The sequence below is a fragment of the Agrobacterium sp. InxBP2 genome (assembly GCF_026191755.1).
Classification (GTDB): Bacteria; Pseudomonadota; Alphaproteobacteria; order Rhizobiales; family Rhizobiaceae; genus Agrobacterium; species Agrobacterium pusense.
In genome coordinates this window covers 80,572-97,740 of the sequence record NZ_JAINDY010000020.1, presented here as the reverse complement: position 1 = coordinate 97,740, position 17,169 = coordinate 80,572, and the positions used below count along the sequence as shown (strand labels likewise).

28 protein-coding genes are annotated in these 17,169 nt (G+C 57.3%); 15 read left to right on the top strand and 13 right to left on the bottom strand.

Annotated features, from left to right (window positions below; all coding sequences use genetic code 11):
- Positions 1–10: 10 nt before the first annotated feature.
- Positions 11–1,309, bottom strand: coding sequence for an efflux RND transporter periplasmic adaptor subunit (locus tag K7A42_RS03410; protein ID WP_282454860.1), 1,299 nt, complete (start codon positions 1,307–1,309; stop codon positions 11–13).
- A gap of 238 nt (positions 1,310–1,547) precedes the next feature.
- Here K7A42_RS03410 and K7A42_RS03405 point away from each other — a divergent pair, with 238 nt between their 5' ends.
- On the top strand, positions 1,548–1,703 hold the full coding sequence (locus K7A42_RS03405; protein WP_006698800.1) for a hypothetical protein: 156 nt from the start codon (positions 1,548–1,550) through the stop codon (positions 1,701–1,703).
- Positions 1,704–1,851: 148 nt separating this feature from the next.
- On the opposite strand, the gene K7A42_RS03400 is transcribed toward K7A42_RS03405, so the two are convergent.
- Positions 1,852–2,301 carry a GNAT family N-acetyltransferase gene (locus K7A42_RS03400; RefSeq protein ID WP_006698801.1) on the bottom strand — a complete coding sequence of 150 codons (450 nt, stop codon included), beginning with the start codon at positions 2,299–2,301 and terminating at the stop codon, positions 1,852–1,854.
- A 191-nt stretch (positions 2,302–2,492) separates the two neighbouring features.
- The gene (locus K7A42_RS03395; protein ID WP_107339305.1) at positions 2,493–3,077 is read right to left on the bottom strand and encodes a GNAT family N-acetyltransferase; all 585 of its coding nucleotides are present in this window, start codon (positions 3,075–3,077) and stop codon (positions 2,493–2,495) included.
- 207 nt (positions 3,078–3,284) lie between these two features.
- Here K7A42_RS03395 and K7A42_RS03390 point away from each other — a divergent pair, with 207 nt between their 5' ends.
- Entirely contained in the window at positions 3,285–3,503 is a 219-nt protein-coding gene (locus tag K7A42_RS03390) for a hypothetical protein (protein WP_022556464.1), read from the top strand.
- Between the two features lie 275 nt (positions 3,504–3,778).
- Here the strand turns inward: K7A42_RS03390 and K7A42_RS03385 are convergent, their stop codons facing one another.
- The 10 genes from K7A42_RS03385 to K7A42_RS03340 form a co-directional block, all read right to left on the bottom strand.
- A complete protein-coding gene (locus tag K7A42_RS03385; protein ID WP_282454859.1) occupies positions 3,779–4,840 on the bottom strand; it encodes a tyrosine-type recombinase/integrase in 1,062 nt (353 codons plus the stop codon).
- Entirely contained in the window at positions 4,812–5,081 is a 270-nt protein-coding gene (locus tag K7A42_RS03380) for a helix-turn-helix transcriptional regulator (RefSeq protein WP_282454858.1), read from the bottom strand. The genes K7A42_RS03385 and K7A42_RS03380 overlap by 29 nt, the downstream gene beginning before the upstream one ends.
- Complete coding sequence (locus tag K7A42_RS03375) at positions 5,065–5,442, bottom strand: hypothetical protein (protein ID WP_282454857.1); 378 nt, start codon at positions 5,440–5,442, stop codon at positions 5,065–5,067. Before K7A42_RS03375 ends, K7A42_RS03380 begins: the two co-directional genes overlap by 17 nt.
- 3 nt (positions 5,443–5,445) lie before the next feature.
- Positions 5,446–5,934, bottom strand: coding sequence for a hypothetical protein (locus K7A42_RS03370; protein ID WP_282454856.1), 489 nt, complete (start codon positions 5,932–5,934; stop codon positions 5,446–5,448).
- A complete protein-coding gene (locus K7A42_RS03365) occupies positions 5,924–6,382 on the bottom strand; it encodes a hypothetical protein (protein WP_282454855.1) in 459 nt (152 codons plus the stop codon). The genes K7A42_RS03370 and K7A42_RS03365 overlap by 11 nt, the downstream gene beginning before the upstream one ends.
- On the bottom strand, positions 6,379–6,591 hold the full coding sequence (locus K7A42_RS03360; RefSeq protein ID WP_282454854.1) for a hypothetical protein: 213 nt from the start codon (positions 6,589–6,591) through the stop codon (positions 6,379–6,381). The genes K7A42_RS03365 and K7A42_RS03360 overlap by 4 nt, the downstream gene beginning before the upstream one ends.
- A gap of 36 nt (positions 6,592–6,627) precedes the next feature.
- Positions 6,628–6,762: a hypothetical protein gene (locus K7A42_RS03355; protein WP_282454853.1), complete on the bottom strand. Its 135-nt coding sequence runs from the start codon at positions 6,760–6,762 to the stop codon at positions 6,628–6,630.
- Positions 6,759–7,127, bottom strand: a complete 369-nt coding sequence (locus tag K7A42_RS03350; RefSeq protein WP_282454852.1) for a hypothetical protein — start codon at positions 7,125–7,127, stop codon at positions 6,759–6,761. The genes K7A42_RS03355 and K7A42_RS03350 overlap by 4 nt, the downstream gene beginning before the upstream one ends.
- Before the next feature lie 98 nt (positions 7,128–7,225).
- A complete protein-coding gene (locus K7A42_RS03345; RefSeq protein ID WP_162249029.1) occupies positions 7,226–7,924 on the bottom strand; it encodes a LexA family transcriptional regulator in 699 nt (232 codons plus the stop codon).
- Between the two features lie 633 nt (positions 7,925–8,557).
- A complete protein-coding gene (locus K7A42_RS03340; RefSeq protein WP_282454851.1) occupies positions 8,558–9,160 on the bottom strand; it encodes a hypothetical protein in 603 nt (200 codons plus the stop codon).
- A gap of 103 nt (positions 9,161–9,263) precedes the next feature.
- On the opposite strand from K7A42_RS03340, the gene K7A42_RS03335 reads away from it, so the two are divergent.
- The 13 genes from K7A42_RS03335 to K7A42_RS03275 all read left to right on the top strand — a co-directional run bounded on the left by K7A42_RS03335 (position 9,264) and on the right by K7A42_RS03275 (position 17,160).
- Entirely contained in the window at positions 9,264–9,614 is a 351-nt protein-coding gene (locus K7A42_RS03335) for a hypothetical protein (RefSeq protein ID WP_282454850.1), read from the top strand.
- Positions 9,611–9,892: a hypothetical protein gene (locus K7A42_RS03330; RefSeq protein WP_282454849.1), complete on the top strand. Its 282-nt coding sequence runs from the start codon at positions 9,611–9,613 to the stop codon at positions 9,890–9,892. The genes K7A42_RS03335 and K7A42_RS03330 overlap by 4 nt, the downstream gene beginning before the upstream one ends.
- On the top strand, positions 9,892–11,001 hold the full coding sequence (locus tag K7A42_RS03325) for a hypothetical protein (protein WP_282454848.1): 1,110 nt from the start codon (positions 9,892–9,894) through the stop codon (positions 10,999–11,001). Before K7A42_RS03330 ends, K7A42_RS03325 begins: the two co-directional genes overlap by 1 nt.
- Before the next feature lie 57 nt (positions 11,002–11,058).
- Positions 11,059–11,259 (top strand): hypothetical protein, encoded by a 201-nt coding sequence (locus K7A42_RS03320; RefSeq protein WP_282454847.1) that lies wholly within the window; start codon positions 11,059–11,061, stop codon positions 11,257–11,259.
- Positions 11,259–11,486 (top strand): hypothetical protein, encoded by a 228-nt coding sequence (locus K7A42_RS03315; protein WP_282454846.1) that lies wholly within the window; start codon positions 11,259–11,261, stop codon positions 11,484–11,486. The genes K7A42_RS03320 and K7A42_RS03315 overlap by 1 nt, the downstream gene beginning before the upstream one ends.
- Before the next feature lie 89 nt (positions 11,487–11,575).
- Complete coding sequence (locus K7A42_RS03310; RefSeq protein ID WP_112964590.1) at positions 11,576–12,349, top strand: ATP-binding protein; 774 nt, start codon at positions 11,576–11,578, stop codon at positions 12,347–12,349.
- 183 nt (positions 12,350–12,532) lie between these two features.
- Complete coding sequence (locus K7A42_RS03305; RefSeq protein WP_282454845.1) at positions 12,533–13,105, top strand: hypothetical protein; 573 nt, start codon at positions 12,533–12,535, stop codon at positions 13,103–13,105.
- 60 nt (positions 13,106–13,165) lie between these two features.
- Positions 13,166–14,002 carry a hypothetical protein gene (locus K7A42_RS03300; protein ID WP_282454844.1) on the top strand — a complete coding sequence of 279 codons (837 nt, stop codon included), beginning with the start codon at positions 13,166–13,168 and terminating at the stop codon, positions 14,000–14,002.
- 75 nt (positions 14,003–14,077) lie between these two features.
- A complete protein-coding gene (gene dnaN / locus K7A42_RS03295; protein ID WP_282454843.1) occupies positions 14,078–15,130 on the top strand; it encodes a DNA polymerase III subunit beta in 1,053 nt (350 codons plus the stop codon).
- 3 nt (positions 15,131–15,133) lie between these two features.
- The gene (locus K7A42_RS03290) at positions 15,134–15,331 is read left to right on the top strand and encodes a hypothetical protein (protein WP_282454842.1); all 198 of its coding nucleotides are present in this window, start codon (positions 15,134–15,136) and stop codon (positions 15,329–15,331) included.
- Complete coding sequence (locus K7A42_RS03285; RefSeq protein WP_282454841.1) at positions 15,324–15,527, top strand: hypothetical protein; 204 nt, start codon at positions 15,324–15,326, stop codon at positions 15,525–15,527. Before K7A42_RS03290 ends, K7A42_RS03285 begins: the two co-directional genes overlap by 8 nt.
- The gene (locus K7A42_RS03280) at positions 15,527–16,456 is read left to right on the top strand and encodes an oxidoreductase (protein WP_282454840.1); all 930 of its coding nucleotides are present in this window, start codon (positions 15,527–15,529) and stop codon (positions 16,454–16,456) included. The genes K7A42_RS03285 and K7A42_RS03280 overlap by 1 nt, the downstream gene beginning before the upstream one ends.
- A complete protein-coding gene (locus K7A42_RS03275; protein WP_282454839.1) occupies positions 16,453–17,160 on the top strand; it encodes a hypothetical protein in 708 nt (235 codons plus the stop codon). The genes K7A42_RS03280 and K7A42_RS03275 overlap by 4 nt, the downstream gene beginning before the upstream one ends.
- The last annotated feature ends 9 nt before the right edge of the window (positions 17,161–17,169 follow it).

The following is a 17,169-nucleotide window of genomic DNA, read 5'->3' as shown; positions in this document are numbered from 1 at the left end:
TTGTCCTCCGTCAGCCGGCGTTACGGGCCGTTGCGTCGGTAATTACCTGGTCATCGGCTTTCAGTTCGCCAGATTTCACCACGGTATGCTGGCCGTCGGTGGAGCCAGTTTCGATTGCGACGGAAACCGGATTGTTGTTGCGCAGCACCCAGACCGTCCTTTTACCCTGGGCGGCCTGGCCGGCATCGCGGTTTTGCGAGCGGCCCATGCGGGGCGGGCGGAACAGGCTCATCAACCCACCCGCACGCGAAGCGGATTCGCGCGGCGGTGTATAACGAAGCGCGGAATTGGGTACCAGCAGGGCGTCCTTGATCTCTTCAACGATGATATTGGCGGTTGCCGTCATCCCGGGGCGAAGCAGCAGTTCTGCATTGTCGACCGTCAATATGCCCTTGTAGGTCACCACGTTGGATACGGTTTCCGAGGCGAAGCGCACGGTCTCGATCTCGGCCGGGAAGCTGCGGTCGGGATAGGCATCGACGTTGAATGTGGCCTTCTGCCCGGTTTCCACCTTGCCGACATCGGCCTCATCCACCGAGACCTGCAGCTCCATGTGGCGCAGATCGCCGGCGATGGTGAAGAGAACAGGGGCATTGAGCGAGGAGGCGACCGTGGCGCCGGGATCGACGCTGCGGGTGAGGATAACGCCATCGATGGGCGAAACGATCTTGGCCTTGCCCAGATTGACCTCGGCGAGCCGCAGATCGGCTTCCGCCGACAGCACGGTCGCCTCATTGACCTCAAGCGTTGCGGCCGCCGCATCATGGGTGAACTGCGCGGCGTCCAGATCCTGCTGGCTGGAGACGCGGTTCTGAACCAGGGATCGCAGGCGCTCCATGGATGTCTTTGCCGAGCCAAGGTCCGCGCGGGCCTTCAGCACATTGGCCTTGGCGGAAGCGAGCTTGGCGCGGGCGCTCTGCACGTCGGCTTCCAGCTTGTTGGTATCCAGCTCCGCCAGAACGTCTCCGGCCTTGACCGGGGTGTTGTAGGTGACGTTGACCTTGCGCACCGTGCCGGACAGTTCGCTCGATATATCAACCTGATCCGTCGGCTGAACCGAGCCGGTGGAGGTGACGATGACCGAGAGATCGCCCTGACGCGCTGCTTCCGTGGTGTAGCTATAAGCCACACCGCCTGCGCGTGACTGGTAATAATAACCAAGACCGCCGCCAATCAGCACAATGGCTGCTGCCACATAGAGGAACCGACGCGACTTTTTCTTGCGGCCGTTTCTGGTCGTACCCAAAATCTCGCGCAGATCGGGCTGGCTGTTTTTGGTATCGCTGCCACTGGTATTGGCGTCATTCATTCTCGTCACCCGCAAAGTTCAAAATACTACAGAGAGTTGCCGCCGCTCTCCGGTTTGTTCGTCCGTCTGTCGCCGTTATATTCCTCTGATTGTGGGAAGTGACATAGCTTGCCCCAAGGGTGAAGTGAAAACTTGGTAATATTTATGATAGTTCTGGTCTGCTAGAGATAGGTATTCGAAAAGCCGATGCCACAGATGCGGCAGAGGTTTCAGCAGCGACATTCAGGACGATGATGAAATGAACGACAATGTGGTGAAGTTCCGCAAACCGGTGCCGCCGAAGAAGCCGCGCGAACCGCTCGGGCCAAAAGCGAAGAGGGCATTGACGATTGCGGCTGTCATATTGTTTTTCGCCGCCGCATGGGGCTATTTCACGCTGATGGGGCAGGGGTAGAGCAAAGTGCTGGCATAGGCGTTCTGCTTGGGAGCAGGATGGAAGTATGCAAATCGGCTAAAGCGATGGGCCTCCGCCGCTCATTCCGATCACGGGGATTGGCCAAGGCGGTTGTCGGGCGACTACCGTGGCGCCCGACAAGTTGCCCTTAGCCGACTAGCCGCAAACGGGCATTTTCGAACGGATAACCTTCATCATCAATCGCGCGACGGGAAAGCTCCTGAAAGCCGAGCGATCTATAGAAGCCCATCGCCTGCACGTTTTCAGTATAGGCTTCAAGCGAAAGCTCGCCCTTCAAATTCAGCGCGTGCGAAACGAGTTTACGCCCGATACCGAGGCCTTGATGGCACGGGGAAACAAATAAGCCGCCTATGAAAGTGTCGAGCAGGCTGATAAAGCCCGCAGCTTGGCCGTTTAATGTTGCGACCCACGTTTGGGCGCCAGGCAAATATTGTTCCTCAATAAGTGCCTTTTGCTCCATCAAACGACGCTCGCCGATAAACGGATGAGCAAGCAACGAGGCTTCGAGCCAGATGTTGGAAAGTTTTACTGTGTCCGAGGCCTCGAAAGGCCGGATGATAACGTCCTCGAATTTCATGAGAACTCCGCAGAAAAGATATGCAAAAAGGTCCGGCTACCGATACTGGTGCCAGGTGAAGCCGCAAATTGCGGTCGAAATCACAAGCCTCTGCGCATAAATCTCCTCTGCTATTGGTCGGCTTTTAGGGGACAGCAAACAATTAATCAATGACCGCAATTGGCGCTTCTGCGCGATTATGGCCGTCAGCCCTAAGCGGACGGCAAAATTACGCCGGCGCGCGATTTCCATTCCGAAGCAAGAACCGCGTAAATATACTCGTCTCCCCAGACGTCTCGGAAGCGGTCGTTCTGGATCAAATGCGCTTCTCGACGCAGTCCAAGGCGCTCAACAACGCCGACCGAACCCTTGTTCGCAGCGTCCAGCCGCGCGAAGATTCGATGAAATCCGATTGACGAGAAGCCTATGCTGACCATCGCGCCAACAGCCTCCGTTGCATACCCGTTCCCCGCGAATTCTGGATTGAAAATATATCCAACCTCTCCCTGAAGTGCATCAACACTAGCCAGCTTCAACAGGACTTCACCGACCAGTGCGTTGTCAGCCTTTCGCTCGACGGCCAGTCGATAGGTGTCGCCATCCTTCTCAAATGGTGCCGCCAAAATCGCCGAGAACTGCTCTCGCAAAGCATCTCCAGTTGGAGGTGCAGCGTAAAGATACCGGTAAACCTCCTGCAGAGAATGGTAGGCTGAATAGCCGGGGAAATCGCCTCTTGTGAATTCGCGCAGGACAAGGCGGTCGGTCGAAAGCGGTGCACCTAATTTTTGAAGTTGCATCAAGTACCTGATTGATTTTTGTCCCTCCGGGAACTCCGGGGCGGCCTCGTTAAACTCGGCCTCTAGGTAGGTCGTCTTCCGTCGCTTACAATGGACCGACCCCGGCGCAATCCCGCCCGATCGATAACTTGCCGTGGCGGCTGCAAAAGGCGTTTGCCAACGGCATCATATCCAATACCTATCAACACGGCCAAGGGAGTGGATCGCATGAAAGGCTTTCGCGACAGTGTGTTGTTTCCGATCACCGTCTTGATCGGCGGCGTTATCGCGTTTTTTCTCTTTCTTTACCTGACTGGCCACGATCCGGACGAGCGACCTCTGACTTTGGTGGAATGGGTTATCGGCGGCGCGCTGATCGGACCGGGTTTCGGTTATCTCATAAAATGGAGAAGAGCGAAGGATCGCCGGAGCGCAAATAAGGACTGAAACCGTATCTGCGATCGAACCCAAACCAGTCATTTGTGGGGAATTCAAGAAAGCGGTGGCGACCCCTGCAGGACTCGAACCTGCGACCTACTGCTTAGAAGCTAGGTTTTTATGTAATGATTGTGAAAAGCTGAGAACAAACTGCTTCTAATATCTGCTGCCGAAAATCAATACGTTACAATTCGTTTGCAAACTGCTCTGCGTTTGCCTGACTGTATTTTTAAGATAGCGCGCCTCAACCTGTCGTGGCAAGCGCGGAATGAAAAAAGCCCGCATCAAGCGGGCTTCTTATTTGGCGTTGCGCGGTAATCTTCTAGCTTCTTTATGGCCTCCTCGGCGAGGGCGGCCTTGCCGCCAAGGTAGTGGGCATCGAGGATGCCCTCGACGTCTTTGAGGCTATGGCCGGTGATCGCTGCGATCTGCGCCACTGAACAGCCTGCGATCGCCAGCCGTGTGACTGCCGTACCGCGGAGGTCGTGGAAGGTAAGATCCGTGATACTCGCCTTGGCTTTCGCCTTCGTCCAGCTTGTGTTGAACCCGTCGGAGGTCCACGGCCGCTTGTCGCGTTTGTTGGTGAGGATGGTGGGCGAAATCCTCGGCATGCTATCCAGCAGCTCTCGAAGCTCGGCGCCAGCCGGTATCTTGACGCGTGCGCCGGTCTTTCCCTGCTTCACCTTGATGTGCGAGCCGTCGTAGTCGCTCCACGGAGCCTTGAGGATGTCTCCCTTACGCTGGCCAGTCCAAAGCGCCATGATAACTGCAGCTTTGATCTCGTCGGACGCCACAGCGAAAAGGCGCGCCAGCGTTTCTTCGGTCCAGATGTTTTCATTGCGATCGACGCTGTAAATGCGCCCGCCGCGTTCTGCCTGGTTAATCGAGATCCGGCCACGGTCCTTTGCCACCGACAGAATGCGTGCAAGCACCATCCATGCGAAGTCGGCGCTGCGAGGCTTATCAGCCATACTGTCACGCCACTCCTTGAACTTGCCGCGAGCGCGCTTGTCCTGGATAGCGACAAGGCTCATCGTGCCGAAAGCGTCGCGCACCTTGTCGATGTAGCGGCTGTATTCCTTCTGCGACTTCGGGGAGAGGCCGGTAAAGTCCGTTGATGATTTGTACTCCGTGATCAGCCGGTTCATGTTGTCGGTCTGGTCGACGAAACGATCCTTCGTAGCCTCTACGAACGCCCGCATGAGCAACGGGTCGCCCGGTTGCAGGGGACGGCCGGCCTTGTCCTTCAAGAGCGGACCGCCGCGCCAAGCGTAGCAGTATGTGATTGTCTTGCCGCTTGCGAGCCGCTTCTTGACCCTAGCTAGACCTTTGAGCTTTTCGCGCATTCTGCTCGCGCTCCCATCGTTCGAATTCATCCTCGGTATTGTCGTTTGCGGGCTGCAGGCCGCTTATCTCATCGAGCTTAGCGTCAATCGCGCGCTTGTCCCACTTGCGAGTGCCGGCAATAGCTGCCGGCATCTTGTGGGTCGACACCCACAGCGAGAACGTTGACTGCCCTATGCCGAGATAAGCCGCGGCTTCTCTTCTGCCCATGAGGCGAGGGGCGTTGTCATTTGCTGGTGACATGGTCGCCCTCCGATTGCAGGGCGCTCTCCGCCTTGCCTTGAAGCTCGCGAACAATCTCGTAGGCGGCACTTGTTCCCTCATCGAAGGTGTTGGGCAAGCCTTTATCTGCGAAGCCATGATACCAAGCGCCAATCACGAAAATTGCTTCGGCGGCATCTCCGATCGCCTTCGCCCTTGCCTCCATCTCGCGCTTCTGTGCTTCGGATAGGAGTTGGCGGAGGCGGGTGATCTCGGCCACAAGTACCCTATCCTCTCCGTCGCGTAAGAATTGTTTTACAGGTGGCGCGTCTCTGTAGCGGCACAGTATTTTGTTTGTCCAAGGTTCTGGATCTGAAATCTTTTGCTCGATCATATCGTCCACGTCTCAGCCCTCCTGCTTTTCGTGGGCTGCGGCGAGAACCTTGTGGATTTGCGACTGAACATCTCCTTCCAAGGTTTCCGTAGCGCAATCCCAATTAATCGACTGCGGATCAACTTTTAGAACCTCGCAAAGCTGTGTCATCGCAAAATCAATGCCAGCATTCCATCGCTCGTCTTGCGCTGGGTCGTCGCGCCAGTTTTCCTCCGCCACGTCCTGCACCTGTGCGGAGAGGGCGGGAAGCACGCGAGACAACGCGTCGTGAAGAATGTCGCCGTTCGGTCGCTCAAGACCCATGCGCTCCATTTCTGCCGCTAGGGCGTGGGCGAGTGGTCCTGCCTTCACGGCCACGGATGGCGCGGGAGGGGCAGCTTCAGGCCGTGGCGCAAGGTAAGAATCGTCTCCTTTAAACACTGCGCCTGCTTCATTCAGCAGATTGAGCGCAACCTCGGCCCAGAGATCGAGACGGTTGAGGTTCCACTTTTCACTCTGCATGGTGTTCGCCTCCTGTGCTGGCGAGGGCGGCCGCAGGCTGTTGCCAAACCCTGTTCACGGATTCCAAGAGAAGCTCTGCACAAGAAACCTCCACGCTGACGTCGTGCTTGGTGCCGGAACTCATCTCGATGATGATCGAAGCTATATCGCTCGGACTATTCATAGGAGAGTAAAAGCGCAGCGACGCAGGGACGTATCGAATAGACGTGGCGGAAATCAGGTGAATGGGGACGCAAACCTTCCTTCCGAACGGAGAGGCCACCTCGAGAAAGTCATTGTATTTCCCCTTAACAACTCGGACCGGCGGCTCGTAGGATAGAGAGCGCTGCACGGCATCTGCATCTTCCTTCATCTTCTTTTTTTGCATCTCTTCGCGTTCTTCGCGCATGAGCTCATACTCTGACTTGAGGGTGACGGCGGAATTTTCGCGCTTCTTCCAAAACATCATCTTCTCCTCCCGTTATCATTAGCCGCGACGAGCTCACGCAGCTTGGAGGCGATAACGCGATTGCGGCCATCCTTCCTGCGCTCGTGCCATTTGGCGACTGCGACGAGAACGGTCGTTGGTGCGGTTGCGGATGAAAGGTTGGCTACGACTTCAAGACCGTCGCCGTCGTACGGGGCAGGGGTGTAGGTGGTGTCGCGTCTTCTCGACATGTTTGATCTCCTCAAGTGGTGTGGTGGTTGGTGGTGTCAGTAAGCCCAGATCAGCACTGCGGTGATGAAGAGCGACAAAGCCAGAAAACTGGCTATGTCCTTCAACAGGTCGGCGTGCTCTTCTGTGATGATCTGCTGGACGGTCGGCTGCTCGATGACAGCCGCGCTCATTCGCCGACCTCCAGCGCCTCGACGCGGCCGACGCGAACGAACACTTCAAAGGTGCCGCCATGCTCTTTGTGGAGGCGTGCGGCTTCAACCATCGCTGAATCGTAGGAGGGATGCTCAAAGGGCCACATGCACGGACGAATTCGTCCAGTGCTGTCGCCGCGGCGGAATACGAAGTGGCCACCGCCGACTTCCTCGCCGTTGCGCGGCTTCTTGGGGAAGCGGCGCATGTATTCGTATTTCGTCTTGGGCTTGCCGTGCTTCTTGGCCGTGTGGTCCGGGCGCTTCATAGGCTCGTCGGACTGGGCAACAGCACCGTGTGGTGCAACAGCGATATCGTCGAATTCTTCGGGACGCGGTCTGTACATGGTGTATCTCCTCTTGTGGTGGCCAGCTTGGTTTGCTGGGTACAAGAGGAGATATAGAACGATACCGGTGCGTCGTCAACCGTTAAAACGGTAAACCGTTATTTCTGTGCGTAGTCAATTTTGTGGATCGAGACGACGTCGTCGCGCGGGTATTTGATTTCCATCGGGGGATTGAACTGGCACACGACCAGAAAGCTTGGCTCCCACCGCACAAACTCTTTGATAAAACCGCGAGGAACGCCATCCTCTTCGTTCGGCGCCAGCTGCACGATAACGTCATCGCCGCGCGCGATTGGCTTTGGCGGATTGGTCCATACCGTCTCGCCTGGCTTGTAACGCGGATACATGCTCTCGCCGTCTACATAAGATGCATATGCCTCGGCGACGCCCGCCAGGTGAGGCGGCCTCCATTCCCAGCCCATGATCTGCCCGTTGAACTCAAACTCACCGTCCGACCCTCCCTTCGACCTGCCTAGAACAGGCACGTCACGCTCCCCGGACGGCGGTTTAGGAGCGGCAATGATACTACCGGTATTAATGACAGGGGCAGTTGCCTGACGCAACGCGGGAATCATGCGCTCGGTCTTTTCCGACTCGGTCGTTGCCTCAGCCATAAGGTCGAGAAACTCCGATTCGCGCAGCCCAAGAGACCCGGCAAGCTTCTGCCAGTTACGCATCATAGATATCTTACCCTTCTCCCAATCGGAGACGGTTGTCTGTTGCGCACCAAAAAGGTTGCCGAACGCCTTCTGCGTTAAGCCCATTTCCTTGCGCTTAGACCTTATGATGTCGCTCAACTTTGCCATGCGCACCGGTATAACGGAAAAATATCAAAAAATAAAACCGGTTTAGAGTTGACACTAAACCGGTAAAGCGGTAGAACCAAAATCAACAGCGGCCAAACAAGAAGCCGACAGGGCAACAGACCCCAAGACGAACCTGCAGCATGAAAGGGAATGCGCATGTTTAAGGATTGCGAAAGAAGACGATCGACGACCCAAGCGCTGATCGGCATGAGCGCCATGACGGCGAGAAGAAGATGGGAGCATGAAGCTCCCGACCGCAGAAGAAGATGGCGGCCAGTGACCGGGCCGCCGTAAACGCCAGCAACCAACTGGCGATAACAAAACCAATAATGCCAGAAGGGGAGACGACTATGAGAAAGACCGCAAACAATGACTTCGAAAACTTAGCGCCGGTGGAGCATGAAGCTCTGCCGGCGTTGTCGTGCATGCAGCGAAAAACGAAAAGGGGCGTAATGAGCCGGCACCACCCGTAACTCCGCCCCTTCTCCGTACTAACACGCCGAGGAGACCTTCGCCGTAAGGCGGGATCAAAGCGCGTATTCCATATCCGCCACCACAGCGGACAATCAATCTCCTACACAAATTTGTAGGAATTGTCAAGCGGCATTCCGAGCCACCACCTCGCTATGCTGTAACCACCCGCTCCGAAAGGACGATGACATGAACAGCTTCCACGTTCTTCACTTCAAGCTGCGATCCATCGTAGCGGCCAAGCTGAACGGCGCCGTTGCTCATTCCTTCGAAGCGCCCGATCCAAGCGAATCCGCCAGAATGGGCCAGAACGTCGTCACCAACGGCGGGCCAGCGGGAGGGGTCGAGCCACGCCTTTACGCCGACGTGGAAGACGGGCTCCATCACTTTCGTGTCAATGATGATCGCGTACCTGCCTTCAGGAATACGTTTGCGGCCATCGTTGATTGGTTCGAATTTGAATTTGCCAGCTTTGCGGTCGGAAATCTTGCCGTAGGTACGGGCAACCGTAATCGGCGTGATGGACGGGGCTGTTTCGGCCGCCTCGCGAGCCATCTCCGCCACATCTTCTTCGGAGACACCGAGGAAGGCGGCAATCGCCGGGAATTGTCTTGGTCTCGGTATGACGCCAGCTTTCCAGGTGCTGAAGGTCTGCTGAGGCACGCCTAACTCTTCGTAGACAGCGCGATCCTTTACGGCTCTCCGCTTCTGTTCTTTCAGTATCGACTGCAGGAGGCGCGACTTAACTTCAGGCATGCATCCACCTTGGTGAAATCTTGACAAATTTGTAAAAATAGTTTAGTTTCATAACCCTGTCGCTTTGTCAACCACAAGGCGGCCACCACCCAGAGGAGACGACATGACGCTTATCACCAGCACTATGCTGGCGGATATGCACGCGCGCCGTGAAAACGGTGAGAGCGTCGCAGATATCGCCGCCAGATACAACGTCAAGCCAATGGCAGCATACCAGCGGCTTCGGCGCACATACGGCTTGCACAAGCAGCGGGACTTCATTCCTGCCAACGACAACAATTCCGAACGAGCCACGCACCTGGCGCCGCACAACGGAGGCTGCTCCACGCTTTCCGGCCTCATGCCGGTTTCGCTCCCGCGCGTTCTTACAGCCGCAAATGACAATGATGAAGATCTGGCGGCCGGGCAGGCGGTCAACGATTACGCGCTGCGTAGTGAGCGGGTGGCGGCATGACCTGCGATTGCGAATTCTTCAATTTCGGCGATCCGGTCCGCAACAGACAAAACCCTCATCTCACTGGCGTCGTCATTGGCGATCGCAACTGGGGCAGCGAGTACCAGGTGCGCCTTGCTGACGGCGCCTCGACGATCTGGTGGCACGGCTTTGAGATCGAGCACGATCCGGAGGGCGAGCCGCCAGCAAAAGAGGATGACGACACCAACGTCGTCAAGGTCGACTTCACACAACGGCGCGCGATGACCGCCGAGACAACAACGGAAGGAGCAGCGTGATGGGTGAGCAGAGATTCAAGGTTGGTGACTGGGTTCGCCGTGTACAGCCAAGCGACTGGCCGGAACAATACGGCGCGGTTGGCTGCATCTACAAGGTGCTGAAGGTCGGCAGTTACGGCATTGCTGTTACTGCTGGCGCAGGTGATGCCGATGCAACTTCATTCGAACCCTGGCAGCCGCGCGTTGGCGAGCGAGTGCGCTACACCGGGAAGAGCGCAGTCTATAGCGAGAAGGAGCTGGTTGGACTGGAAGGCGAAGTCTCCGAATTGAACGACAATCTTGTCAACGTTAAATGGGACAAAGCGATTGTCGATGGCATTCGGACCGGCGGCGCGAAGTACATCGAGAACATCGAACCAATCCTCACCGCAGCCGCACCAGATAAGCCCGCCACCCTCAAAATCGAGGCGGGCAGGTTCTACAAGACGCGCGACGGCCGGAAGGTCGGGCCTATGGCGCGGTGGTCGTATTCAGCTGAGCATCCATGGGAGCAGCAAGGCGGCAGCAGCGTATTCACTAAAGGCGGCGACATCTGGCGCGACGACGGCACCAGCGAATATGATGTCCCACCACTCATCGCCGAATGGATCGACGAGCCCGTGGCGAAGCCCAGCAACGACAACGCGCAGCCGAAGTTCAAGGTTGGTGACCTTATTCGCCACAAGACCCTCAAGTTTGAGGGCGTCGTGAAAGAGGTTGTCGACCAGCGCACAGTTCGCACGCACTGGACGAAAGAGGGTTGGGGTGCGACCGACCCCATAGATAGCATCGAACTAATCACCACCACCACCACCACCACCATCGTCGCCCTCATCGAAAACGGCCAGCCCAAGCCATCCTCAACGCCGCATGTACATTCCTCCACCGGCGCAGCCGAAACGGAAGCCAAGCGCCTCGCGGCGAAGTTCAAGGGCAAGAAGTTCGGGGTGTTTACGCAGACCGCCACGCATGAAGAAGCCGCGCCGGTCTATGACCACAAGTGGCAGAACATGGCGGCGCTGGGCCTCAAGATCGACGCGATCAAGGAGCTGCGGGCTGTTGCCGGGCTCACATTGAAGGGCGCCAAAGACGCCGTCGAGGCGTGGATCGAATACGAAAACGCCGCCTAACCAACGCTAGCGGCTGGCCACCAACCAGCCGCACTTCACCACAACGAGGAGACTATCATGAAGGATGCTTTCGCAATCCTTGGGGCGACGCTCATCGCGCTTGTGCCGCTCAGCGCCATCGTAGCTGCAGTCGCAGCTTGGGTGACGCACGTCTACGTCTGTATTCAGGCAAGCGCGTGGATCCTGCTGGCCTTTGGCTGCGTCGTGGCACCAGTCGGCATCATCCACGGCGTCGGCGTTTGGCTGGGGGCGTTTTGATGACGTCCCCCTGGTACACCGAATCCATCACGGCACCACCGCTCGACCACGTGCCGGTCCCGCCGACACCGCGCAAGTACGTAAAGCGTGGACTGAAACGCGGCGGCATCGCCGCACTCACCGCAGCAGCGGCCGTAGGCCTCATCATGCTGTTTCCTTTCGCTCTCGTTGCGATCGCCGTGCTCGGCGCATTCTGGTGGCTGTTTTGCCGTCTGTTCGCGCGCTGATGTCTAATTGGCGATGGCTGATCGTCATTGCAGCCGCCGCCTACATCGCCGCCATCATTTTCACCGCACCACCACACTGAGGAGGCCTTATGGCTATTTCACTTTCGTCCCTGAAGTCGACGAAGAGAGCAGACCCGCCTGTCATTCTGCTTTACGGCGTCGACGGCATAGGCAAGACCAGCCTAGCTGCCGAATTCCCTGACGCGCTCTACCTGCCGACCGAAGGCGAGCGCACTCCGTCTGACGTTGAGCTCGTCACGCCCGGCACCATCGAGAGCTTCGACGAACTGCTCGACGTCTTCGGCGAACTGCTCACCGAGGAGCACGACCGTAAGACGGTTATTATCGACAGCCTCGACGGCCTAGAGCCTTTGGTCTGGGCAGCTACGTGCCGCCGCATCGGCGTGGCATCGATCGAGGAGCCTGGCTACGGTCGCGGCTACATCGAAACAGACACAGAGTGGAACGAACTCATGGCAGCCGTTGCTGCTCTGGCTCGGCGCGGCATTTGCGTTGTGATGCTGGCGCACCCTGAAATCGTGCGCTTCGACAGCCCTGTCACCGATCCTTACAGCCGCTACCAGCCGAAGCTGCACAAGCGCGCCAACGCTCTGGTCCGCGAGAAGTCGGATATCGTCGCGTTCATGAACTACCGCATCTCCATCAAAGAGAAGGAAGTCGCGCGGCAGACGAAGGTGGCTCACGCTGAGGGCGGCAAGGAACGACAGATACATCTGGTCGAGGGCGCAGGCTTCAACGCCAAGAATCGCTACTCGATGCCGGACGCCGTGCCTTATCGAAAAGGGCAGGGCTATGCCGAGCTGGCAAAGCACTTCCCGGCACCTACGGGAGTGGCAGCGTGACCATGTTCCGCGGCGAATCGTGGTTTGCGTGGCACCCAGTGAAAGCACGTACACGCTCAGGCCAGCTCATTTGGGTCTGGCTAACTCATGTCTGGCGCGACCAGACATCGACGCAATTCGGTAGCGGGCCTTTCCGCTACTACCTCCGCTAACCACCACACCACCACCACAAGGAGACTACGCATGGCATCACTTGGAAAGACGTATGTTTCTGGCGACGTCGATACAACGCAAAGAGACTATGAAGACCTGCCTGCAGGCATCATGCAGTTCGAGATTGAAGCTTCCGAGATCGTCGAGACTGGACCAGAAGACGCGCGCACCGGCGTCGGCTTGAAGTACACCGCTGCAGTTCTGGCGCCAGAAGCGGTGAAGGGCCGAAAGTTCTTCGGCTTCATCAACTTGGAAAACAAGAACCCGACGGCGCAAGAGATTGGCCAACGGGAATTCGGCGCGCTTCGCCGCGCGCTCGGCCTCGACAATGTCAGCGACAGCGAGGAGCTCCACTACATCGCATACACGGTCAAGCTTGGCCTGGGCAAGCCGAGTAAGGACGGCAAGTACCCTGCGCGCATGGAAGTGAAGCGTTATTACTTTCCCGACGAAGGAAACGTCCCAGCCCCGGCTATCGACGCCAACCAGCCTGCGCCACAGCCAGCGGCCGCCAACGACAACCGCCGCACCACCGCCAGCAACGACAACAAGCCTGCCACTGCGGCCGCCGGCACGACGCGTCGGCCTTGGGGGAGCAAGTAAACATCAACGCGGGCTGCCTCACCAGCGGCCCGCTATTTCACCAAGTTTGAGGAGATTTGCATGACGAATTACAAGGCGGAAGCCAGAAAGATCACTGAGAAATGCTACCCGATCCCCGGTGCTTTCGCAGCCGGCGGAGCGGTGACGAGCGTCTTCACCAATCGAGACATCAACGACGTCGATATCTACTTCAAGAGCCGAGAGGCGTTCGAATACGCTGTCGCGGACGCTTACGAAAACGGTTTCTGGTGCGTCTCAACTACAAAGCGCGCCGTGACGTTTGCAGAAAGCGGCGGCACTCCTATCCAGTTCATGCACTTCGATTTCTTCCCGACGGCGAAAGAAATCTTCGACGCGTTCGACTTCACGGTCGTGATGGGCGCGCTGGATTTCGACAGTGACGAATTCTCATTTCACGACGACTTCCTGAAGCACAATTCACAGCGATTCCTGCGATTCCATCCCGGCACCCTATACCCGCTGGCGTCGGCGACGCGCGTCCTCAAGTATCAGGATCGCGGCTACACGATCGGCAAGGGCGATATCCTCAAGATCGTGTTGGCAGGACGTAAGGTGAAGATCGACACGTGGGAGGAGCTGAAAGACCAGATTGGCGGCGCTTATGGCGAGAAGGTTGTTCTCGGTACGGAAGGCACGCCTTTCTCACTCGATGCGGCCATCTCCGCCCTTACAGTTGATGATGAGGGCAAGGAATCGTGGGTGGCAAACGACAACGAAGAGCAGCCAGCCAGCGCGATCGGTTTGTTCAGGAAGATCGCTGAGCTGAAAGGGGAGCAGTTCGACGCGGCTCGATACGACGAAGGCGAGGATGGTCTGGGCTATCCTATCGGCTACGAGCCGCCGAAGAAGCCGTCGCCGTTCTCTTTCGCGGCCTAACAGCCTGCCTGCCGCTCACCACGGCAGGCACCACCACACATCGCGCGGAACAACCCGCGACCAGAGGAGACACCAATGCACCTTGTCATCCACAAGGAAGACCTCACGCGCGCGCTTGCCGCCACGACTAAGGTCGTCGAAGCAAGATCCACCATCCCTATCCTGTCGAGTGTCCAGCTTGCAGCCGCAGGCGATGGCCTCGCGATCACTGCAACCGACCTCGATATCAGCGCCACCGCAGGCGTTCCTGCTGAAGTCGCTAAGCCCGGCAACATTTGCGTCAGCGCCAAGCTGCTCAACGACATCGCCCGCAAGGCGACCGGCGACATCACTATGTCTCTGGAAGGTGATAAGCTTTCGGTGAAGCACGGCCGCTCGCGCTTTTCGCTTTCAACGCTGCCTGCAGAAGACTTTCCGACGCTCGGCGAAGACAAGTTCGATGCCGAATTCGAGATCGATCTGGCCGCACTGTTTGCGCCGGTGTCGTTCGCGATCTCGACCGAGGAGACGCGCTATTATCTGAATGGCGTGTTCTTCAAGGGCGGCAGCAAGTCGGAAGCCGTTGCCACCGACGGCCATCGTCTCGGGCGTCATATCGGCCCGGAGCTGCCGACCTTCGATGGCATCATCGTGCCCCGCAAGACCGTCGGCCTGCTTCCAAAGGGCAAGGTGCAGGTCGCCGTCAGTCAGCAGAAAATCCGCATCGTGTCGAACGACGTGCGCGTCACGTCGAAGCTGATCGACGGCACATTTCCTGACTACGAGCGCGTCATTCCGAAGAGCAACGAGTGCGTCATCACCGTCGATCGTGACGCGCTGATGAAGGCTTCCGACCGCGTTTCGACCGTGTCGTCTGAGCGCGGCCGTGCCGTGAAGTTCAGCATCGCACCAGGCAGCATCGCGCTTGCTGTTGCGGCTGGCGAGGCGTCGGCAAATGACGAAGTCGAGGCGGAATACAGCGGAGAGCCGATGGATATCGGTTTCAACGCGGCATACGTCCGCGATGTCCTGAACGTACTTCCGTCTGGACCGGTCAAGCTGGCTTTGCAGGATGGTGGCACGCCGGGGCTGATCACGTCCGACGGCTTTGAGGGGTTGACGCTCGTTTGCATGCCGATGCGGGTGTAGCCGATGGCGCTGACCAGATTGACACGAGAACTTTCGGTCAACACCGACCACGTCGCCAGCGTCCACTGGGATCGCGGATACGGCAGCACCCAACTTGTCATCACTATTCAGGACGGCACAAAGCACTTCATCAAGGACAGCTCTGGATATACCGGCGGCGATGATTGCTACGCTATCGAAAGGAAGCTGCTCGATGCTTGATATCCCAATCAGTGCAGCAAAGCGCATCGCCGACGATTATGGCTACGACCAAGTCGTCATCTATGCCCGTCGCTGCCACGACAGCCCAGAGCCGCACGGCGAGCACATGACCACCTACGGCAGGACGGTCGAGCATTGCGGCGTAGCGGCGCGAATGGGTGACGTGCTCAAGAAGTTTATGGGGTGGGGCGTTTAATGGCCCCATTACCTCGCGCAGAATCCAGCACAGTCAGAGCAATATACAAAGCCTACGAAGCCGCGGCCTCGTCATGGGACAGCCTCGGCATATCCGTCGGTGAGGCCAACAACCCATGTGATCGCGCTCTTTGGTATGCCTTTCGCTGGGCATCGCCGCTTGAAAAGCATCACGGCCGTCAGCAGCGTCTGTTCGAAACTGGCAACATAGAAGAGGACAGACTCGTTGCCGACCTGGAACGCATCGGCGTCGATGTCTATGGCCAGCAGGACAAGATCAGGCTGGTGCAGGGCCACGTCCGCGGCAAGTGCGACGGCAAGGCGATGGGCGTTGTTGAGGCGCCGAAGACTGAGCACCTGCTGGAGTTCAAATCGAGCAACGCCAAAGGCATGAAGGAGATCATCAAGAAGGGATGCAAGGAAGCCAAACCGCTCCACTACGGCCAGTGTCAGCTCGGTTTACATGCCTTCGGCCTGTCGCGATGCCTGTATCTCGTCAGCTGTAAAGATGACGACACGCTCTATGCCGAGCGCATCGAATACGATCCGGAGTTCTGCCTGCGTCTACTGGCGCGGCTTGAACGCATCATCAATTCGCCAGAGACGCCGTCGCGCATCAATGACGCCGCAGACTGGTTTGAGTGCGCCTTCTGCAAACACAAGCCTGTGTGCAAGGAGAGCGCATGGCCGCGCGTCACATGTCGGTCCTGCATCCACTCGTCGCCGGAGATGGGCGGCGATGGCCATTGGTCATGCGCACGGTGGGCAAAGCCGATTTCGTTCGACGAGCAGAAGCAAGGCTGCCCTACGCATCTGACGATCCCGGCTCTCGTGCCTGGTGAACAGACAGATTGCGACGAGGAAGCCGAGACAATCACTTATGTGCTGCGAGACGGCACGACATGGATTGATGGGGCAATCAGCCAATGAGTAGTGCTTATTTGAATTTACCAAAGTCTCGGAGCGAAGCTGTAGAGGCAGGAGAAACCCATTATTTCACTGGGATTCCTTGCGCAAATGGTCACGTCTCACCACGAAGAGTTTTAGGATGTAAATGCCTAGAGTGCGCTCGTGAAACAAGCAGAATTTGGCACGCCAAAAACTCAGAATTAATCAACAGCAAGAAAAAAATTATACGATCTCAGAACGTAGACAGAGAGAGGGCCAGAAATAAAAAGTGGAGGGAGGAAAAGGGGAGGGAGTACTATCGTCAATATTACCATGAACACCGCTCCAACGATCCCAAGTACCGCGTAGACAGTGCTATTTCCAGAGGCATCAGTAAATCAATAATAGTGGGGTCAAAGGCCGGTCGCAAGTGGGAGTCATTAGTCGGTTACTCTGTGAACGAATTGATGGCTCACCTTGAAAGGCTTTTTCTACCCGGAATGTCTTTTGAAAATTACGGATGTTGGCAAATAGACCACAAGATTCCGAAGAGCGTATTTAATTATGAAACTCCTGACGATGTAGACTTTGCACATTGTTGGGCCTTGGACAACCTTCGCCCGATGTGGGCTGAAGAGAACAGAATAAAAAGTGACCGACTTGATCAGCCGTTTCAACCAAGCCTGATGCTTCGTGCAGCTAACGACAATACACCTACGATCGGTGCCACCATCACTGCGGATTGACCACACCAC

Bases quoted from the DNA above. Each gene is read 5' to 3' on its own strand.
- K7A42_RS03400 (WP_006698801.1), bottom strand. From the start codon at position 2,301: ATGAAATTCGAGGACGTTATCATCCGGCCTTTCGAGGCCTCGGACACA.
- K7A42_RS03285 (WP_282454841.1), top strand. From the start codon at position 15,324: ATGCTTGATATCCCAATCAGTGCAGCAAAGCGCATCGCCGACGATTAT.
- K7A42_RS03275 (WP_282454839.1), top strand. From the start codon at position 16,453: ATGAGTAGTGCTTATTTGAATTTACCAAAGTCTCGGAGCGAAGCTGTA.
- K7A42_RS03390 (WP_022556464.1), top strand. From the start codon at position 3,285: ATGAAAGGCTTTCGCGACAGTGTGTTGTTTCCGATCACCGTCTTGATC.
- K7A42_RS03320 (WP_282454847.1), top strand. From the start codon at position 11,059: ATGAAGGATGCTTTCGCAATCCTTGGGGCGACGCTCATCGCGCTTGTG.
- K7A42_RS03405 (WP_006698800.1), top strand. From the start codon at position 1,548: ATGAACGACAATGTGGTGAAGTTCCGCAAACCGGTGCCGCCGAAGAAG.
- K7A42_RS03305 (WP_282454845.1), top strand. From the start codon at position 12,533: ATGGCATCACTTGGAAAGACGTATGTTTCTGGCGACGTCGATACAACG.
- K7A42_RS03330 (WP_282454849.1), top strand. From the start codon at position 9,611: ATGACCTGCGATTGCGAATTCTTCAATTTCGGCGATCCGGTCCGCAAC.
- dnaN (WP_282454843.1), top strand. From the start codon at position 14,078: ATGCACCTTGTCATCCACAAGGAAGACCTCACGCGCGCGCTTGCCGCC.
- K7A42_RS03340 (WP_282454851.1), bottom strand. From the start codon at position 9,160: ATGCCTGAAGTTAAGTCGCGCCTCCTGCAGTCGATACTGAAAGAACAG.
- K7A42_RS03280 (WP_282454840.1), top strand. From the start codon at position 15,527: ATGGCCCCATTACCTCGCGCAGAATCCAGCACAGTCAGAGCAATATAC.
- K7A42_RS03360 (WP_282454854.1), bottom strand. From the start codon at position 6,591: ATGTCGAGAAGACGCGACACCACCTACACCCCTGCCCCGTACGACGGC.
- K7A42_RS03325 (WP_282454848.1), top strand. From the start codon at position 9,892: ATGGGTGAGCAGAGATTCAAGGTTGGTGACTGGGTTCGCCGTGTACAG.
- K7A42_RS03365 (WP_282454855.1), bottom strand. From the start codon at position 6,382: ATGATGTTTTGGAAGAAGCGCGAAAATTCCGCCGTCACCCTCAAGTCA.
- K7A42_RS03315 (WP_282454846.1), top strand. From the start codon at position 11,259: ATGACGTCCCCCTGGTACACCGAATCCATCACGGCACCACCGCTCGAC.
- K7A42_RS03380 (WP_282454858.1), bottom strand. From the start codon at position 5,081: ATGTCACCAGCAAATGACAACGCCCCTCGCCTCATGGGCAGAAGAGAA.
- K7A42_RS03395 (WP_107339305.1), bottom strand. From the start codon at position 3,077: ATGCAACTTCAAAAATTAGGTGCACCGCTTTCGACCGACCGCCTTGTC.
- K7A42_RS03335 (WP_282454850.1), top strand. From the start codon at position 9,264: ATGACGCTTATCACCAGCACTATGCTGGCGGATATGCACGCGCGCCGT.
- K7A42_RS03410 (WP_282454860.1), bottom strand. From the start codon at position 1,309: ATGAATGACGCCAATACCAGTGGCAGCGATACCAAAAACAGCCAGCCC.
- K7A42_RS03310 (WP_112964590.1), top strand. From the start codon at position 11,576: ATGGCTATTTCACTTTCGTCCCTGAAGTCGACGAAGAGAGCAGACCCG.
- K7A42_RS03370 (WP_282454856.1), bottom strand. From the start codon at position 5,934: ATGCAGAGTGAAAAGTGGAACCTCAACCGTCTCGATCTCTGGGCCGAG.
- K7A42_RS03355 (WP_282454853.1), bottom strand. From the start codon at position 6,762: ATGAGCGCGGCTGTCATCGAGCAGCCGACCGTCCAGCAGATCATCACA.
- K7A42_RS03350 (WP_282454852.1), bottom strand. From the start codon at position 7,127: ATGTACAGACCGCGTCCCGAAGAATTCGACGATATCGCTGTTGCACCA.
- K7A42_RS03385 (WP_282454859.1), bottom strand. From the start codon at position 4,840: ATGCGCGAAAAGCTCAAAGGTCTAGCTAGGGTCAAGAAGCGGCTCGCA.
- K7A42_RS03290 (WP_282454842.1), top strand. From the start codon at position 15,134: ATGGCGCTGACCAGATTGACACGAGAACTTTCGGTCAACACCGACCAC.
- K7A42_RS03300 (WP_282454844.1), top strand. From the start codon at position 13,166: ATGACGAATTACAAGGCGGAAGCCAGAAAGATCACTGAGAAATGCTAC.